Here is an 18813-nt window from a genome sequence, read left to right as displayed (position 1 = left end):
CCAAAACGCCCGCTCGGGAAGACCGTCTCGGCTCGCCCGCGACACTCCTTCCGCCCACACGACAGCCGGCGGTGACGCGACGACCGCGGGTGTCGCATCGCCGCCGGCTGTCGCCGACGTGGTGCGGGTGTCGCGGCACGACCGCGCGCGGCGTACCGGGCATATCCCCCGAGCCGCCACCTCGTGAACTGTAGGTTACCCTAACCTCAGTGCCGAGACCGTCGGCCCCGACCCGCGAAGGAAATCCCACGATGGCAACCCTTTCTCCCCGGCGTCGCCGGGTGCGCCTGGCCGCCGCGTTGCTGGCGACCGGCACCCTGCTCGCCGCGTGCAGCAGCAACGACGGCAACGACTCGTCGTCGCCCTCCACCGGCGCCAATCCCGCGGTGCCCTGCGCATCCGGCGACCTGAGCGGCGAGCGCACCGTGACCGGCACCTACCTCGGCGACGTGAAGGTCCCCGCCGCGCCGAAGCGCATCGTCTCGGGCTGGCTGGTCGGTACCCAGCTGATCGACCTCGGCGTGACGCCGGTCGGCATGCTCGACGACTACAAGCAGAACGCCACCCCCGAGGAGCTGAAGAAGGTCCAGGGCGTGCCGGACATCGGTTCGATCACCGCGGGCGTGAACACCGAGCAGGTGCTCAAGCTCAACCCGGACATGGTGATCTCGTACGTCCGCAAGGACGTCGCCGACAAGCTCGCGATCAAGGAGGTCAACGAGATCGCGGCGCCGACCGTCGCCTTCGAGATCCAGGAGCCGACCGACGTCTGGGACGACTACCAGAAGGTCGCCGACTCGATCGGCTGCGGTGAGTTCGCCAAGAAGCGGCTGGCCGGCCTGGACGACCAGCTCAAGGCGATCGGCACCGACAACAAGGACGCCATCGCCAAGCTCGGCAGCGTCGGCTACGTCGAGGCGTCGACCGAGCCCGGCACCTACACCGTGGCCACCAGCAAGTCCCTGGTCTACGAGCGCCTCACCATGGCCGGCCTGAAGTACTTCGACGCCGTCCCGAATCCGCAGCGCTTCAACCAGAAGATCTCGATGGAGGATCTGGGCCGCCTGTCGTCGGCGAACGTGCTGTTCTACGAGGCCGACTACGAGGGTAAGCCCACCAAGCGCACCCAGGCCCTGCTCGACAACCCGGCGTTCAAGGAACTGCCCGCGGTCAAGGCGGGCAACCTGTTCCCGTACCGCACGCCGTACTCGTACACGACGGCCGCCGTCGAGCGTCAGGCACAGGACATCGCCGCCGCGGTGAAGGCCGCGAAGCCCGCGCCGTAATGACGACGGATCAGTCTTCCCCCACCCGCACCCTCACCCCGCTCACCGCGGCCCAGCGCGAGATCTGGCTGGCCGACCGGGTGGCCGACGACGCCACCGCGTACTCGACCGCCCTGGTCGCGCACACGGCCGGACCGGTCGACTTCCCCGCGATGACGGCCGCGATCGATGCGACCCTCGCCCGCTCGGAGGCGGCCCGCGTGCGGTTCGTCACCACCGGCGGCGAGGTGTGGCAGGAGATCACCGACCGCGACCCGCGGTGCGAGGTGATCGACTTCCGGGGGAAGACTGATCCATCATCGGCGGCGCGCGCGTGGATCGACGACGCACTCGCCCGGCCCTACGACACCGCGGCCGGCCCGCTACTGCGCGCGTGCCTGCTGCGGGTCACCGACGACCGCACGCTCGCCTTCCTCGCCGCCCATCATCTGGTGCTCGACGGCACGGCCGTCGGCATGCTGCTGTCGGCGGCGCTGACCCGCTACGCCCGGAGCAGGGAAGCCGGGACCCGGGCCCGTGCGGACCGTGAATCCGACGAGACCGCCTGGTCGCTGGACACCCTCGTCGCCGCCGACGAGACCTACCGCACCTCGCCGCGGTTCGCGGCCGACCGGGACTTCTGGCTCGGTCAGGTGGCCGACGCCCCGGTCCCGCCGCGGCTGCTGGAGAACGTCGAACCCGGCGCCCGGCGCGCCGAGATCGTCGCCGTGCCGCTGACCTCCGATGAGAGCACGGCACTCTACGGCCGGGCCCGGGAACTGCGGGTTCGCACCGCGGGACTGCTCTTGGCGACCCTCGCCGGCTTCCTCTACCGCCGCACCGGCCAACCCGATCTGCTCCTCGCGACCCCGATGTCCGGACGCAGCGAACCCGATCTGCGCGCCCACCTCGGCACCCTCGCCACCGTCCTCCCGCTGCGGGTACGACTGCGCGCGGGCACCACCTGGCGACAGCTCGCCGGGGACATCGACACGCTCCTGAGCGACGTCCACCCGCACAGCCGCTTCCGCGGCGAGGACCTGCGCCGCGCCCTGCGCGACGTCGCGCCCCCGCGCCCGCTCTTCGGGGTCGGCGCCAACATCCTGCCGATCACCACCCGGGCGTTCACCGCCGCCGGTCTGGACGCCCGCCTGGAGATCCTCTCGTCCGGTCCCACCGGCGACGTCGACGTCTTCTTCGAGGTCGACGCGGCGGCCCGCTCCGTCGCGATCTTCTTCCACGGCCCCGGCGCGCAACGGCCGGAGATGACCCGGCTCGCCGCCGAGTACGCCGACTACCTGCGCGAGCTGCTGACCGGGACGGATGCCCCGATCGGTCCGCCGCTGCGGCCGGCATCCGTGCTCCCCGCCGGGCACCCGCACGACGTACCGGTCGGCACCCTGCCCGGTACCGAGGAGTGGGTCATCGCGCACGACGACCTGGACGAGGATGCCCCGGCGGTGACTCCGGCCGTCTTCACCGTCCCGACCCCGCCGCGTGCGCTGCCGGCTCAGGTCCGCGCGGTGTGCGCGGCCGTGAGCGCCGCCCATCCCGAGCTGGCCCTGCGCCCCGAGCGGCCGATCCCCGGCCTGTGGGAGTACGTGCCCGGCCCGGACGGCGCCGCCTTCGGCTGGATCCCCGGCACCGGCGCGGTGCCCGGCACCCTGGTGATCAGCGCGCATCCGCTCCTCGTCGACGGTCCCGGCCGCGCCCTGCTGCGCGACGAGGTGGCCGAGGCGTTCGCGGCCATCGGCCGCGGTGAGCCACCCGCGCCGCCCGCCGCCGACGAACCGGCCGCCCTGTTCGACCGGTGCGCGCAGCGCGCCGGTGCCCCCGAGGTGCTGGCACGGCTCGACCGCTGGCGCGACCTGACCGTCCGTGCGCTGCCCGCGGCACCGCTCGACGCCCCGCGGACGGCGGTGGTCGACGGCCTCGACACGGCGGTCTTCGCCGCCGCCGGCCTGACGCCCACCGGCGCGGCACTCGCCGCCCTCGGCCTCGCGCTCGGCCTGCTGGGCGAGTCGGCGCACAGCGTCGTCGCCGCCGCGGACGACCGGCGCGACGGCGTGCGCACCACCCTGCCGCTCGGCGTGGCGACACCCGCCGTCGTGCGGATCGGCACCGACCCGGCCGCGGCGCTGCGCGACGCACGAAGCGCCGCACTCGAGGACGGCGCGTCGACGACGGCCGATTTCGGTCTGCTGCGCCACCTGCATCCGCAGGCCGGACCCGCGCTCACCCCGCCCGGTCCGCTGTTCACCGTCGGCGCCGACGACGACCGCGGACTGACCGTCGTCGACCACGGCACCGCGGCCCACCCCGACCTGCACCTGAGTCTCGGCGACGCCGGCACGACGATCACCCTGCGCGCCCGGCCGCCCGGTGCCGCCGCCCCCGAGACCTTCCTCGAGGCGCTGCGCCGGGCCCTGGAACTGCTCGCCGCGGCGGCCGCCGATCCGGCGAACCGGCCGATCGCCGCGGTCTGGGGGCTGTCACCGCTGCAGGAAGGCCTCTACTTCCAGTCTGCGGTCTCCGGTGAGCACGACGTCTACAACGCTCAGTTCGTCCTCACCTTCGACCGTGCCCTGGAACCCGGGCGCCTGCGCCGCGCCCTCGCCGCCCTGATGGCCGATCACCCGGTGCTGCGTGCCGGGTTCACCCACGACGGCCGGCCCGCGCCGGTCCAGTTCCTGGTCGACCCCCTCAAGCCGCCGCTGGAGACCGTCGACCTGCGTGGGCTCACCGGTGACGCGCTGGCCGCCGCCACCGATCAGGTGATCGCCGCCGATCGCATCCGCCGCTTCGACCTGGACACGCCGCCGCTGTGGCGCGTCACCCTGGTCCGCCGGACCGGCGGCGACGCGCTGGTGGTCTCCCGCCGCTTCCTGCTCTGGGACGGCTGGTCCAACGGCCTCGTGATCGGCGGTCTCCTCGCCCATTACGCCGGCACCGCACCGGCCCGCCGCGACACCGGCGAGCCGGTCTTCGCCCGCTATCTGCGCTGGATCGACGAGCGCGACCGCGACGCCGCGACCGCCGCCTGGGCCGGCTACCTCGACGGCTACGACGAGCCCTCGCTGCTGCGCCCCGGCGCCGACCCGGTGGTCCGCGGCGGCACCCGCGTCGTCCGGCGGACGCTCGATGCCGCGGCCTCTGCCGGTCTCACCGCCACCGCGCAGCGCGCCGGAGTCACCCTCAACACCGTGCTGGCCACCGCGCTCGCCCTGGTGACCGGCCGGTGGTCCGGCCGCGGCGACGTGGTGATCGGTCAGACCGTCGCCGGCCGCCCGAGCGAGGTGGACGGCGCCGATACTGCCGTCGGCATGTTCCTCAACACCGTCCCCGTCCGCGCCCGGCTGCGCCCGGCCCCGGGCGTCGCCGAGTTCCTGCGCGAGCAGCAGGCCGGCCGCCTCGACGTCCTCGGGCACGACTGGCTCAGCCTCGGCGAGATCGCCGCGGCCGCCGGTACCCCCGCCCTGTTCGACGTGCTCCTGGTCCTGCAGAACTTCATCGACGACGGCCGGCTCGGCGCGGAGCACGGGGTGACCGACCACGACAGCGAGGATCACACCCACTTCGCACTAACCGTCGTCGCGACGCGCGGGCCGCAGCTCGCGGTCGCCGTCGAGACCCGCGACGACCTGATCGACGACGCCACCGCCGCGGGCCTGGCCGACGACCTGTTCGCACTGCTCACCGCGCTGTCACGCCCGGACGTCGACGACGTGCCGCTCGCCCGGCTCCCGGTGACGGCCGCCGAGCCGCCCGACCGCGGGCGCACCCTCGACGTGCCCGGCCTGTCGGTGTCGGAACTGCTCGCCGCCACCGCGGCCCGCGAGCCCGCGGCCCCGGCACTGGTCTTCGCCGACGCCACCCTGACCTTCGGTGAACTCGACGCCGAGATCAACCGGCTCGCCCGGCTGCTGCTCGCCGAGGGCGCACGCTGCGAGACGGTGGTCGCGCTGGCGATCGAGCGGTCCATCGAGATGGTCGTCGCCCTGTTCGCGGTGCTGCGGACCGGCGCGGCCTACCTGCCGCTGGAACTGGTCCATCCGGCATCGCGGCTGCGCGGTCTGGTCGACGATGCGCGCCCGGTGCTGGCGCTGACGGCCGGGGCCGATCCCGGCGATCTCGACGTGATCTTCGACGGACGGCGGCCCCCGCTCGACCTGCGCGCCCCGGACGTCCGCGCCCGGCTGGACGAGCTGTCCGGCGACCCGCTCGACGACACCGAACTGGGCGCGTTCGCCCACGACCGGCCGCGCCGCCTGGACCATCCCGCCTATCTCATCTACACCTCGGGCTCCACCGGGAAGCCCAAGGGCGTCGTCACCGGCTATCGCGGCCTGACCACGATGTATCTCAACCACGAGGACGAGATCTTCCGGCCGTCCGTCGCGCTGGCGAGCCGGGAGGGCCGCCGGCGCCTCGCGGTGGCCCACACCGTCTCCTTCGCCTTCGACATGTCGTGGGAGGAACTGCTGTGGCTCACCTACGGGCACACCGTCCACATCTGTGACGAGGACCTGCGCCGCGATCCGCAGGCGCTCGTCACCTACTGCGATGCCCACCGGGTGGACGTCGTCAACGTGACCCCGACCTACGCCGAATACCTGATCGGCGCCGGTCTGCTGGACAACCATCGGCCGGCGCTCGTGCTGCTCGGCGGCGAGGCTGTCGGCACCGGGGTGTGGGACCGGCTGCGTGACGAGCCCGGCACCCTCGGCTACAACCTGTACGGCCCCACCGAGTACACGATCAACACGCTCGGCGGCGGCACCACCGATTCGGCGTCACCGACCGTCGGCCGCCCGATCGGCAACACCGTCGTCCATCTGCTCGATCCGTGGCTGCGGCCGGTACCGCCCGGCGTCGCCGGGGAACTGTACGTCGAGGGCGACGGCCTGGCGCGGGGCTATCACGACCGGCCCGGTCTGACCGCGCTGAGCTTCGTCGCACATCCGGACGATCCCGGTCGCCGGCTCTACCGCACCGGCGACCTGATGCGGCGCCGGGCCGGCGCCGGGAGCGCGGCGAGCGGGCCGAATGTCACCGACGGTCTGCTCGACTACCTGGGCCGCACCGACTTCCAGCTCAAGATCCGCGGATTCCGGGTGGAACCGACCGAGATCGAGGCCGCCCTCGTCGCGATCGACGGCATCGGCCGCGCGGTGGTCACCGCCCGCGGCACCGGCGCGCAGGCCACGCTGGCCGCATATCTGGTACCGGACGGCACACCACCAGACTTCCGTGAGGTGCGCCGGACACTCGCGATCACGTTGCCGCCGTACATGATTCCGTCGTCGTACACGCTCATCGACGAGATCCCGGTGACCGTCAACGGCAAGCGGGATCTGGCGGCGCTGCCGGCCCCGGCCGCCGAACTCGCGAACGGCTCACGGACCGGATCGCTGCTCGAACGGGTCCTCGCCGAGATCGCCGCGCAGACCTTCGGGCTGCCCGAGGTGGACGTCGACGCCAATCTGTTCGACCTGGGCGCACACTCCCTGCAACTGATGACCTTCGCCGACGCCGTCCGCGCCCGGCTCGGTGTGGAACTCGCGGTCTCCCAGGTCTTCGCTGATCCGTCCATCGCGGCGATCGCGGCGATGCTCGACGGCGACACCGCCGCCGCCGACCGGCTCCGCGCGCCGGTGATCGGTTTCCGCACCGGCCGCCCCGGGACCGCCCCGGTGGTGGTGCTCCCGCCGGGCACCGGCCTGGGCTGGCGCTTCGGCCAGCTCCTGCCGCACCTGCCCGAAGAGCGCGGGGTGTACGCGGTCCAGTCCCCGCAGATCAGCGGCGACGATGCCCCGGAGCGTCCGGCGGACGTGGTGGCCGCCTTCGCCGACCGGATCGATGCGGCGGTCCCCGCCGGGCCGGTCGTACTGCTCGGCTGGTCGTTCGGCGGTTCGCTGACGCCGGCCGTCGCCGACGAACTGATCCGGCGCGGCCGGTCGATCGACGCGCTGGTGCTGCTCGACGCCTGGGCGCAGTCCCCGGACGAGTACTTCGCGTATCTGGACACGCTCTCGCCGGACGCCTCGGCGCTCGGCGCACTGGGGGTACCGGTGCCCGGCGGACGCGGCACCGACCTGAGCCGCGAGGAGGCCATCGACCTGGTTCGCGGCGGAGCCTCGGTGTTCGCCGGTCTCGACGCGGAACTCGTCGCCGCCGTGCTCGATTCGAGCGCGTGGTCGCTGCGGGTGATGCGCGAGCTGCCCGCCCGACAGACGCCGGTCGATGCCGACGTGCTCTATGTCGAGGCCGAACCCGCCGGCTCGCTGGCCACCTGGGGCGGCACCCTGGCACCGCGCCGGCACCTGCCCGTGCCGTGGGCGCACGGCGACCTCCTCGGACCCGACGCCGTCGCGGCGTGGGGCCCGGCGCTGACCGACTTCCTGGCCGGAGATCCCACCGCATGACGAACCGCACCCCCGTCCCGCTCACCATGAGCCAGGCCGCGCTCTGGTTCGGCCAGACCCTCGACCCGGAGAACCCGACCTTCAACGTCTGCGACGCGGTCGAGTTGTCCGGCGAGATCGACCTCGAACTCCTCACCCGCGCAACGCATCTCGCGGTCACCGAGTCCGACGCGCTGACCACCCGGTTCGTCGAGACCGGCGACGGCATCCGGCAACTGCCGGGCGATGCCGTCCTCGATCCGCCGCCGGTACTGGCCGCCGGGACCGGGAACCTCTGGGACCGCGCGCACGAGGTGATCTCCGCGTGGACCGCCCGGCCGCACGACCTGACCGCCGAACCGGGGGTGGCGCACTGGATCCTGCACGGCGGCGACCGCACGCTCTGGATCCTCGCCGCTCACCACGCGCTGATCGACGCGTACGGGCTCTCGCTGGTGTTCACCCGGGGCGCCGAGATCTACCGCGGCCTGGCCGCCGGGGACGACGCCGCCGGCCGACGGCTCGGTTCCCTGCACGAGGTGATCACCGCCGACCTGGACTACCTGGACTCCCCCACCTGCGCCGACGACGCCGCGTTCTGGGCCGGACGGCTCGACGGGTCGAGCGATCGCCCGGCGGACGCCGCACAGGCCCGCACGGTCCGCAGCATCCGCACCACCATCGCGCCGCTGACCGGTGGGAACTGGGCCGCGACGGTGGTCGCCGCGGCCGCCGCCTTCGGGGCCCGCCGCACCGGTACCCGCCACCAGAGCCTCGGCTTCCTGCTGATGAACCGGCTCGGTCTCGCCGCCGCCCGCGTCCCGACCACCGCGGTGAATCTGGTGCCGCTCGCCGTGCCGACCCGGCCCGCGGACCAGGTCGCGGCCGTCATCGAGGCCACCGCCACCGCGATGCGCACGGTCTCCGCGCACCAGCGCCATCGCGGTGCACTCATCGGCGACGACCCCACTCTCACCGCGGGCCTGGCCCGGCACGCGGGCACCGTCGTCAACGTCAAACCCTTCGCCACCGTCCTCGACTTCGCCGGGATCCGCGGCGTCGTTCACTCGATCGACCGCGGGCCCGTGCAGGACTACGCGCTGACCGTGGCGATCGGCCCCGACGGCCGTCCGGAGGTGATCCTCGACGCCGACGCCGCCCGGTACGACGTCGCGGAAGCCACCGCGCTGCTCGATGCCTTCGCGGCGTTCCTGCAGGATTTCGCGGCGCCGGAGGCCGCCGGGCGCCCGCTGGCGTCGTTGCCGCTGACCACCGCGGCACAGCGCGCCCACGTGCTCGCCCTCGGGGACGGCGGCACGAATCCGGAGGGCACGACCCCGGTGCTGGACCGCTTCGACGCGACCGTCGCCGCGCAGCCCGAGGCGCTCGCCGTCGTCGCCCACGACGCGACGCTCACCTTCGCCGCGCTGGCCGAACGGTCACGCCGGGTCGCCGTCGCGCTGCGTGCGGCGGGGGTCGAGGCGGAGGACCGCGTCGCCGTCGTCGCCGAGTCGTCGGCGGCCGCGCTGGCGGCGATCCTCGGCGTCTGGCGCGCCGGAGCGGCGTACGTGCCGGTCGACCCGTCGTATCCGGCCGCGCGGATCGCTCATCAGCTCACCGACAGCCGGCCCGCGGCGGTGCTGGTCGGCGCGCCCGATCGCGGTCTGGTGGAGGGTCTGACCGGCGCGACGATCCTCGACCTCGCCGGGCACCCGGCGTCGTCCGGCGAATCCGCCGGACGACGCTCGCACCCGGATGCGGCCGCCTACGTGATCTACACCTCCGGTTCCACCGGCACGCCCAAGGGCGTGGTGATCACCCAGCGGGCGATCGCCACCCTGCTCGGCGCGCACCGGAACTTCACGATGCGGGCACCGCGGCAGCGACTGCTCGCCACCCACACCCTCTCGTTCGATTCGTCGGTCTCGAACATCGCGTGGCTGTGCGACGGCCACACGCTGCACGTCATCGAGCGCGCCGATGTCACCTCCGCGGACCTGGTGGTCGACTACGTGCGCCGGCACCGGATCGACTACGTCGACGCGGTGCCGGTCCTGATCGAGGAGTACGTCCGCGCCGGGCTGATCGAGCCCGCGGCGAGGCGGCATGTCCCTGGCACGCTCTCCACCGGCGGCGAGGCCTTCCCATCGGGGCTGTGGGAGCGACTGACCGACCGTCCCGACGTGACCGTCTTCAACCTGTACGGCCCGACCGAGGCCACGGTGGAGATCACCTACACCGAGGTCACCGACACCCCCGTCCCGTCGATCGGGGTGCCCGCGCTCGGCGCGCGGCTGTACGTGCTCGACGCCCATCTGCAGTTGGTCGCCGAGGGGGCGACCGGGGAACTGTACGTCGGCACGCCGCAGCTGGCACGCGGCTACCACGACCGGCCCGCGCTCACCGCCGAACGCTTCGTGGCGAGTCCGTTCGGCGACGGAACACGCCTGTACCGCACCGGTGATCTGGTGCGTTGGAACGCCTTCGGCGGGCTGGACTACCTCGGCCGCGCCGACGACCAGGTGCAGCTGGCCGGCTTCCGGATCGAGTTCGGCGAGGTCGAGGCGCTGGTCGAGGCCGCGGCCCGGCAGACCGGGATCGGTGTGGAGCGTGTCGTCGCCGACGTCCGGCCCGCCCCGAGCGGGACGCGCCGGCTCGTGGCGTACCTCGTCGGCACCGACGGCGACGACTTCGCCGGGCTCCGCGCCGCACTCGCCGCGACCGCGCCGGCCCACCTGGTGCCCGCCGTCTTCGTTCCGGCGGCGACGCTGCCGCGCGCCCCGTCCGGCAAGACGGACCGCGCCGCGCTGCCGGACCCCTGGGCGGGCCGAACCGGGGCGATCGTCGCGCCGGGCGACGGCGCCGAAGCGATCCTCGCGAAGATCGTCGCCGATCTCCTCGACCTGGACGAGGTGGACCCGGACGACGACTTCTTCACGCTCGGCGGGGACAGCATCATCGCCATCGGCGTGACCTCGCGGGCCCGCGCCGCCGGCCTGACCGTGACGCCCCGCCAGGTCTTCGAATTGCGTACTCCGCGGGCCCTCGCCGCGGCCGCCACCGACAGCGCCGGACCCGCGGGAGCGGCCGACCCGGTGCACGCGGCCGGCCGGGCACCGCTGACCCCGCTCATGCGCCGGGTGCTGCGCCACGGCGGAATCGGCGGCTTCGCACAGGCGCGGGTACTGCGGGTGCCCGCCGGGCTCGGGACCGGGCTGCTCGACGAGGCGCTGACCGCCGTCGTGCACGCCCACCCGGTGCTGGCCGCCGCCCTGGACGGCGACGCCCTCGTCGTACCCGGGCCGGAGGCGACACCGGCCGTCGCCCTCACCGAGCACGACCTGTCCGGCACCGTCGACCTCGAGGCGCGCGTCGAGGCCCTCGCCGCGGCCGCCGCTCGCGATCTCGACCCCGCGGGCCCGGGCCTGCTGCGGGCGCTGCTGCTCCGCGGCCTCCCGGGCGAGGACGACTGGGACGCGCTGGTCCTCGTGGTGCATCACCTGGCCGTCGACGGGGTGTCGTGGCGGATCCTCACCGAGGATCTGCGCGCGGTGACCGGGCAGCTCTCCCGTGCCCGGGCGGCCGCCCCCGACCCGGAGGGCACGTCGTGGCGGGAGTGGGCGCTGGCGCTCACCGCGCGTGCTCAGGAGCCCGACATCCTCGACTCGTCCCCGCGGTGGGCGCACCCGGGCGGCGCGCCGTCCGAGATCGGCCTCGGGACCCGTCCCCTCGACCCGGCCGTCGACACCGCGACCGGGATGCGGCGCCGGGAGATCGAGTTCCCGGCCGACGCGGCCGTCGGGCGCCTGCCCCAGCTGTACAACACCGGCCCCACCGAGATCCTGCTCGGCACCCTCGCGGTGGCGATCGGCACCGTCGCCGCGGTGCCGGGCTCCCGGCGGCTGTTCGTCGACGTCGAAGGTCACGGCCGTGACGAGGCACTGGTCCCCGGCACGGATCTGTCGCGCACGGTCGGCTGGTTCACCGCGCTGCGGCCGATACCGGTCGATCTGCCGTCCGGGACCGGCCCGGCCGAGATCGACGCGGCCGAGGTCGACGCGGTGATCAAGCAGGTCAAGGAGACCCTCGCCGCACCGCGCTTCTCCGGTCTGGAGTACGGGCTGCTCACCGAGCTGGGTCCCGCGGCGACGGCACGCCCGGCGTCGCCCGTGCTGTTCAACTACCTGGGGCGGCTCACCACCGGCGAGGGAGACGCGCCGTTCTCGTCGCTCTGGCCGCAGCGTCCGCTCCTGGTCCTCCACGACGACGCGATGCCCGCGTCGCACCCGCTCGAGGTCAACGCCGTGACGGTGCCCGCCGTCTCCGGAAGTGTGGTCCGCGCCGAGTTCTCCTGGGCCGCGGGAGTCGTCGACGACGCGCACATCGACGAGATCGCCCGGGCCTGGACCGCGCTGCTCACCCTGCTGGACGACCCCGAGCTGCACCCCGCGCTCGGCGGTGCCACCCCCTCGGACTCGCTCGTCGACGACCTGACCCAGGACGAGATCGACGAGTTCTCCGCCCTGTTCGCCTGACCCCGGCGAGCATCCTCCGCCGATCACAGAAAGACGCCATGCCTGCCCTCCTGTTCACCGCCGAGTCCGTCGAGGACATCACCCCGCACATGCGCCGGATCGTCTTCCGCGGCGAGCCGGTGGCCCGGTACATCGCCACCGGCCAGTTCCCGAACATCAAGATCCTGCTGCCGCGGCCGGACGGGTCGTACGGGGTGCCCGAGCTCGACGACCCGTCGTGCGGCGCCGACACCGCGATCCGGACGATCCCCGAACTGCACGAACGCGTCCGCACCTACACCGTGCGGCGGTACGACGCGCAGGAGCAGACCCTCGCCATCGACTTCGTGCTGCACGGCGACGAGGGCCTCGCCTCCGCGTGGGCGCACCGCGCGCAGCCCGGCACCACCCTGGGCATCGCCGGTGGCGGTGGGCGCCCGATCAGCCCCGCCGACGACTACGTGATCGCCGGCGACGAGACCGCGCTCCCGGCGATCGGCAACATCCTGGAGAATCTGCCCGCGCACGCGCGCGGCACCGCGTACATCGAGGTCGGCGACGAGTCCGCACGGCAGGAGCTGACCGCCCCGGCCGGATTCGAGATCCGGTGGCTCTGCCGGGAGGGCGCCCCGGCGGGCACCGCCACCCTGCTCTCGGCGGCCGTCGCCGATCACCCGGTCACCGACGGCACCTTCGCCTGGGCCGCCGCCGAGTCGGCGGAGGTCCTGGCCATCCGCAAGGACCTGCGCGGCCGCGGCGTCGAGCGCCGGAAGATGCTGGTGATCGGCTACTGGCGGCGAGGCCTCGACGAGAACGGGTACGCCCGCAAGGCCAACCACGACCGCGACGACCGGGAGTACGACGACCACGACCACCACGGCGTCGGCGACACCGTCCGCGGCGGCGCCGCGCGCCTGGCCTCCCGGCTCAGCCGGAAGCGCTGAGCACGCCGGCTGAGCCGTCCCGAGCGCCGGCTCAGCCGGAGAGCGCCTCGCGCAGGGCGCGCCGGCTGACCTTGCCGACCCCGGTCTCCGGGAACGTCTCGAGGATCTTCACGGTGTCCGGCAGCTTCCACTCCGCCAGCCCGGCGCCGCGCAGACTGGACCGCAACTCGGCCAGCTTCGGCGGCGCCTCGAGGTCCGCCGGGATCACGTAGGCGCAGGTGCGTTCGCCGAGGTACTGGTCGGCGACGGCCACCACGATGGCATCGCGGACGGCCGGATGCGCCAGCAGGTGCTCCTCCACCTGCTCCGCCGAGACCTTCTCGCCGCCCCGGTTGATCCGGTCGGTGCCGCGCCCGCGGACGATCAGATTACCGGCCGGCGAGAATTCGACCACGTCTCCGGTGCGGTACCAGCCGTCCGGGGCGAACGACGACGGGCTGACCCCGTCCCAGTACGAGCGGATCGTGTACGGCCCCTGGGTCTCCAGGAAGCCGGGACCGTCGGTGACGAGCGCGCCGTCCTCGTCGACCAGCCGCAGCTGATCCCAGGTCGACATCGGCCGGCCCTGGGTGGTGACGACCTCGTCTTCGTCGTCGCCGAACCGGGTGTAGCAGACCAGCCCCTCGGCCATGCCGAACACCTGTTGCAGCTCCACGCCGAGGGCCGGGCCGATGCGCCGGGCCAGCTCGTCGGGGCAGCGCGCCCCGCCGACCTGCACCGTGCGCAGACTCGACAGGTCGTGCGCGGCGCCGTTCTCCGCGGTCTCGGTCCAGAGCCGGGCCAGCGGCGGAACCAGGCCCACCATCGTCGCGCGCCGCGCCTCGAGCAGCGGCCAGGCCGCCGACGGCGCGGGCGAATCGGCGAGCACCACCGTGCCGCCGGCGTGCAGCGCGCCGAGGATGCCCGGCGAGCTCATCGGGAAGTTGTGACCGCACGGCAGCACCACCAGGTAGACGGTGGCGTCGTCGACGCCGCAGACCTCGTTGCTGCGGCGCACGCTGTAGAGATAGTCGGCGTGGGTTCGCGGGATCAGCTTCGGGGTGCCGGTGCTGCCACCGGACAGTTGGAGGAAACCGAGGTCCTCCGGATCGGCCCGGCCGTGGTCGATCGGCGGCGCCCACAGGTCCTCCAGACCGTCGCAGTCGATCAGCTGAGTCACACTGTCGACCTGTGCGGCGACCGTCTCGGCCAGTGCCCGGTAGTCGAATCCGGGCCGGGCCGCGGGCGAGATGATCGCCGCCGCGCCGGCCGCCCGCGCGATGCCGACGAGCTCGCTCTCCCGGTGCGCGGGGAGGCCGAAGATCGGCAGCGCCCGCGCCCGCCAGAGCGCGAACAGCGCCTCGATGAAGGCCACGCAGTTCGGGATCTGCAACAGCACCCGGGTGTCCGGGCCGATTCCGCGGGCTGCGAATCCGGCGGCCAAGGCGCCCACCCGCTCGTCCAGTTCGGCGTAGGTGAGCGCGCGCTCGGCGTCGGCCACGGCGATCCGGCCGGCGAACGCCGGGTCCGTCGACCGGGCGGTGAGCAGGTCGTCGAAGACCTGGTCGGTCCACACGCCGTCAGCCAGGTACTGAGCACGGAGTTCGGGGGGCCACGGTGTCACTCGCATGAAGGTCAGGCTAGCCTAATACAGTGCCTATCCCCGCCATCGCCCCCTATCCGATTCCGAGCGGCCCGTTCCCCCAGCGCGTGGACTGGGACCTCGAACCCGGGCGCAGCGCTCTCCTCGTCCACGACATGCAGCGCTACTTCATCACCGCCTACCGGCCCGACGCCGAACCGATCGCGACCGCACTGCCGAACATGGTCGCCATCCGGGAGGCCTGCCATCGCGCGGGCGTGCCGGTGATCTACACGGCGCAGCCGGGCGATCAGCACCCGTCCCGCCGCGGCATCCTCGCCGATTTCTGGGGCGACGGTCTGGCCGGCGGCCCGGACGAGGGCATCGTCCCCGAACTCGCGCCCACCGGCGACGACATCCAGGTCACCAAGTGGCGCTACTCGGCGTTCCAGCGCACCGACCTGCGGCAGCTGCTCGCGCACCATGGACGTGACCAGCTGATCGTCGTCGGCGTGTACGCGCACATGGGCTGCATGATCACCGCGACCGAGGCCTTCATGAGCGACGTCGAACCGTTCTTCGTGGTCGACGCGATGGCCGACTTCAGCCGCGACGAACACGAGATGGCCGCCGAGTACATCGGCAAGCGAGCCGGGCGCGTGCTGTCCGCCGCAGACGTCATCGCGGCCCTGGACCGGCCGTGACCGGCACCGTCGTTCCGGGCGTCACCGGCGAGACGGTCGCCGTGACCGGTGCCGCCGGCGGTATCGGCTCGGCGGTGTGCGCGGCGTTGCGCACGGCCGGCGCGACCGTCGTCGCCTGGGATCTGGCCGGCGACGGTATCGAACCGCTCGACGTCACCGACACCGCCGCCGTCGCCGCGGCGTGGGTGGACGCCGAGCGCCGCTACGGCCCCATCACCGGACTGATCTGCGCCGCCGGCGTGATGAGCGACGACTGGGACCGCTGCCTGGCGGTGAACGCCGGCGGAGTGCGCAATCTGCTCGACGCCGCGTTGCCGGCCATGATCGAGCGGCGCCGGGGGTCGGTCGTCGTGATCTCCAGCAATGCCGCGGCCACCCCGCGCGCGGCGATGCCGTCGTACGCCGCCTCCAAGGCCGCGGCGACCGCCTATACACGCAGCCGCGGCATCGATGCGGCTGCCGCCGGGGTTCGAGTCAACATCGTCTCGCCCGGCTCCACCGATACCCCGATGCTCACCCAGCTGCTCGACGACGACACCGCCCGCCAGGCCGTGCTCGACGGCGATCCAGCCCGCTTCCGCCTGGGGATCCCGCTCGGCCGGATCGCCGCACCGGCGGACATCGCCGAAACGGTCCTGTTCCTGGCGTCCGATGCCGCGCGGCACATCACCCTTCACGACCTGCGCGTGGACGGCGGAGCCACCCTCGACCAGTGAGCTCCCGGCACGGCGTGACCCTCGCCACCCCGACAAATCGAACACCATGACTTATGGCTAAGCTAAGTCCATTCTTGGGTGGGTCGGGGCCACGCGGACGAGAACGCGCGCGGACATCCACTCAGCACCGACAAGGAGTGGATCGATGACGCCGAAATCTGCCCAGCAGTGGGCCGTCCGCCTCGCCGCCGTGGGCATGCTGAGCACGCTCGCGCTCAACGACGCGGTCCCCGATGCCCGGGCGGCGGAACTGTTCGTACCGCAGCGCACCGTGACCGCCCCGGCCGCCACACCGGCGGCGACGCTGAAGAAGAAGCGCACCAAGCCGGCGGAGACCTACCAGGAGCGCCAGCAGCGGATCGGCGGGTCCCAGCGGTCGATGCTGGCGCCGCTCGCCGAGAACAAGGGTAAGCAGACCACCTGTGTGAGCGCGGAGTTCACCACCCTCGACGTGGTCTTCGACTCAGTCGTCGAGTCGTTGCTGCCGAGCCTCCCGCCGCAGTTGCGGGAGGCCGCGACCGCCAACCAGGCCGGGATCAAGAAGTGGATGCGCGAAGTCACCGTCTCGACCCTCGCCGTCTCGAACAATCCGCTGACCCGCGGCGCCGACCTCGACGATCCGCAATACCGCACCGCCCTCTCCCAGCTGGTCGTCGACGATCTGCTGAAGATCCGCGACGGCAAGCAGAACGACGCCATCCCGGTCGCCAACATCACGCTGAGCCAGGCCGTCGAATCGGTGTGGCTGTACGTGTTCGTCGGGATCCTGGCGCCCGCCAAATTCGGCCTGTCGTTCGTGCCGAGCCTGGGCAGTCCGTTCAGCGAGCCGCCGCTCGCCGCCACGCCGCTGTCGTTCCTCGGTGGCTTCGTCACCTACAACACGCTGCTCAGCCTCGGCCTGACCATGAGCCAGCTCGGCATGCAGTACCTGTACCAGGGGACGTCGAGCGCGATCCTCAACCAGTGCGTCGCGCAGGTGACCGAGGAGCAGAAGGAGCGCGCGGGCAAGCCGAGCGAGAAGGTCAAGTACGACATCCCGATCCACCCGCTGATCCAGGGCGCCGCCGATCAGCTCGCGCTCGCCGACAGCGACACCTGCCAGCCGATCGGTGACCTCACTCTCGCCCGGATCGTCACCCGCACCGGCGACTACGCCAAGTCGACGGCGCCTAACGCCGCCACCAAGCGCCGGATCGACGCCGAGGTGGCGAAGATCCTGCGCACCATGAAGACCACCCGTGTGCCGCACAATCTGATTCCGGCCGATCCCGCCGACTTCAGCAACGTCGAATCGATCGCGTCGTTCGCCGGCAACATGGTTCCGTACATCGGCGGCGCCCCGCTCGACATCCTCATCGGCCTCGGCCACAACATCGGCCAGGGCGACGACATGGGCGAGATGGTCAGCCTGCACGATCTGACGGTGACCAAGTCACTCACCGCGGCCTACTACACGTACTACTTCTCGCTGTATCTCTTCACCACCGTCGGCGGGCTCGCCCTCGATCCGATCTACCAGGCCACCGGCATCGATCCGCTTCCGCTCAGCCCGGTGCGGGTCATCGGCGCCGTTCTCGGCCTGCCGCTCACCTACGGCCTGGTGACCTTCCACCACGTGGTCCGCAGCATGTGCTTGATCGAGGACGACACCACCGGTACCGGCCGCGGCGCCGAGGCCAACAAGCTCGACCCGGCCGCCCACGACAAGGCCGTCGCCGCCAAGAAGAAGGCCGACGCCGCGAAGGCCACGAAGTCGAAGGCGGCGAAGTCGAAGGCGCGCCAGCCGAAGCGGTCCCACTCCACGCCGCGACAGACCCCGTCCAAGCGGACGCCCCCGTCCCGCACGACGCCTCCCACCGGCTCCGCCACACCTTCGTAGCGCCGGCCGGGCCGCGACGGTCCGAGGAAGTTGACGACGGGTCGACCGGAGGTCGATGATGGTCGACCTCCCCTGACCGGCGAACGCGGCCCCGGTGGTCGATCGGCTCCGCCGGCGGTCGAGCGGAGTCCATGATGGGCGCCCTTCGACCGAGGGTCGTCGCTTCGGTCGGACACCCATGCGCGGGACCGGCGGAGTCGAGACCACGCCCACACCCGGAACGGCACAGGCCAGATCAGAGTCACCCGACTCCGGGCTTTCGCCCCTTCGCCCGGTACCTCGTTCTCGCCCCCACTGCCGAGGGGGCGAGAACGAGGTATGGGTGCCGGCACCCCTGCCACGGGGCGACACTTGCCACCGCTCCCGGTGAGCCCCGATGACGGTCGAACGCGGCACCCCCCCATCCCGGAACGGTCGAATGCACGAATAGTACGGTCGAGCGGGCTCGGGTCCCCGTCCCGGCCGTGTGGAACCGCTATGCCGGTCAAGCGCACCCACGATGGTCGAGCGCAGTCCGAGACGGGCGCCCTTCGACCGCGGTGTCGTCGCTTCGGTCAGCCACCCATGCTCGGGACCGCGACAGCAGTAGCCCTGCACCAAGATTCCTGCTCCCTTCATCCAGTCACTCGTCTTCGCCCCATCGCCGAGGGTCCGAGAACGGGGGTGGGTGCCGGGCACCCTGTCACAGGGCGACACCTCTGTCAACGGCGGGTGAAATCTGACCCCCTATCGACGTCTGAAACCTGACCCCCTTTGATGGTTGGTTACTGCTGTTCGCCCGGTTCGGGCGAAGTTGTGAGGAGCTCCCGTCGGGAGCGGGTCCGGT

At 72.7% G+C, this 18813-nt stretch carries 8 protein-coding genes; 7 read left to right on the top strand and 1 reads right to left on the bottom strand.

The annotated features are described in order from the left end of the window. Positions 1-251: 251 nt before the first annotated feature. From ACSEEN_RS00040 to ACSEEN_RS00025, 4 genes are read left to right on the top strand one after another with little or no spacing between them, the layout of a single operon-like run. Positions 252-1286, top strand: coding sequence for an ABC transporter substrate-binding protein (locus ACSEEN_RS00040; RefSeq protein ID WP_247867195.1), 1035 nt, complete (start codon positions 252-254; stop codon positions 1284-1286). After that, a complete protein-coding gene (locus tag ACSEEN_RS00035) occupies positions 1286-7690 on the top strand; it encodes a condensation domain-containing protein (RefSeq protein ID WP_440711904.1) in 6405 nt (2134 codons plus the stop codon). The genes ACSEEN_RS00040 and ACSEEN_RS00035 overlap by 1 nt, the downstream gene beginning before the upstream one ends. After that, entirely contained in the window at positions 7687-12204 is a 4518-nt protein-coding gene (locus ACSEEN_RS00030) for a non-ribosomal peptide synthetase (RefSeq protein ID WP_440711903.1), read from the top strand. Before ACSEEN_RS00035 ends, ACSEEN_RS00030 begins: the two co-directional genes overlap by 4 nt. Before the next feature lie 38 nt (positions 12205-12242). Next, positions 12243-13127 (top strand): siderophore-interacting protein, encoded by an 885-nt coding sequence (locus ACSEEN_RS00025; RefSeq protein ID WP_371308092.1) that lies wholly within the window; start codon positions 12243-12245, stop codon positions 13125-13127. Positions 13128-13158: 31 nt separating this feature from the next. On the opposite strand, the gene ACSEEN_RS00020 is transcribed toward ACSEEN_RS00025, so the two are convergent. Further along, entirely contained in the window at positions 13159-14736 is a 1578-nt protein-coding gene (locus ACSEEN_RS00020) for a (2,3-dihydroxybenzoyl)adenylate synthase (protein WP_371308093.1), read from the bottom strand. 23 nt (positions 14737-14759) lie between these two features. Between ACSEEN_RS00020 and ACSEEN_RS00015 the strand changes: the two genes are divergently transcribed. From ACSEEN_RS00015 to ACSEEN_RS00005, 3 genes are all read left to right on the top strand, one after another. Continuing rightward, positions 14760-15392 (top strand): isochorismatase family protein, encoded by a 633-nt coding sequence (locus ACSEEN_RS00015; RefSeq protein WP_298443780.1) that lies wholly within the window; start codon positions 14760-14762, stop codon positions 15390-15392. After that, the gene (locus ACSEEN_RS00010) at positions 15389-16108 is read left to right on the top strand and encodes an SDR family oxidoreductase (RefSeq protein ID WP_298443783.1); all 720 of its coding nucleotides are present in this window, start codon (positions 15389-15391) and stop codon (positions 16106-16108) included. Before ACSEEN_RS00015 ends, ACSEEN_RS00010 begins: the two co-directional genes overlap by 4 nt. Before the next feature lie 145 nt (positions 16109-16253). Further along, complete coding sequence (locus ACSEEN_RS00005) at positions 16254-17987, top strand: hypothetical protein (protein ID WP_371308094.1); 1734 nt, start codon at positions 16254-16256, stop codon at positions 17985-17987. Positions 17988-18813: the final 826 nt, after the last annotated feature.

The sequence above is a fragment of the Gordonia marina genome (assembly GCF_052036135.1).
Lineage (GTDB): Bacteria > Actinomycetota > Actinomycetes > Mycobacteriales > Mycobacteriaceae > Gordonia.
This window is presented reverse-complemented; position numbering and strand designations above follow the sequence as displayed.

Coding starts and splice junctions, on each gene's coding strand:
- ACSEEN_RS00005 (WP_371308094.1), top strand. CDS start 16,254: ATGACGCCGAAATCTGCCCAGCAGTGGGCCGTCCGCCTCGCCGCCGTG.
- ACSEEN_RS00020 (WP_371308093.1), bottom strand. CDS start 14,736: ATGCGAGTGACACCGTGGCCCCCCGAACTCCGTGCTCAGTACCTGGCT.
- ACSEEN_RS00025 (WP_371308092.1), top strand. CDS start 12,243: ATGCCTGCCCTCCTGTTCACCGCCGAGTCCGTCGAGGACATCACCCCG.
- ACSEEN_RS00035 (WP_440711904.1), top strand. CDS start 1,286: ATGACGACGGATCAGTCTTCCCCCACCCGCACCCTCACCCCGCTCACC.
- ACSEEN_RS00040 (WP_247867195.1), top strand. CDS start 252: ATGGCAACCCTTTCTCCCCGGCGTCGCCGGGTGCGCCTGGCCGCCGCG.
- ACSEEN_RS00030 (WP_440711903.1), top strand. CDS start 7,687: ATGACGAACCGCACCCCCGTCCCGCTCACCATGAGCCAGGCCGCGCTC.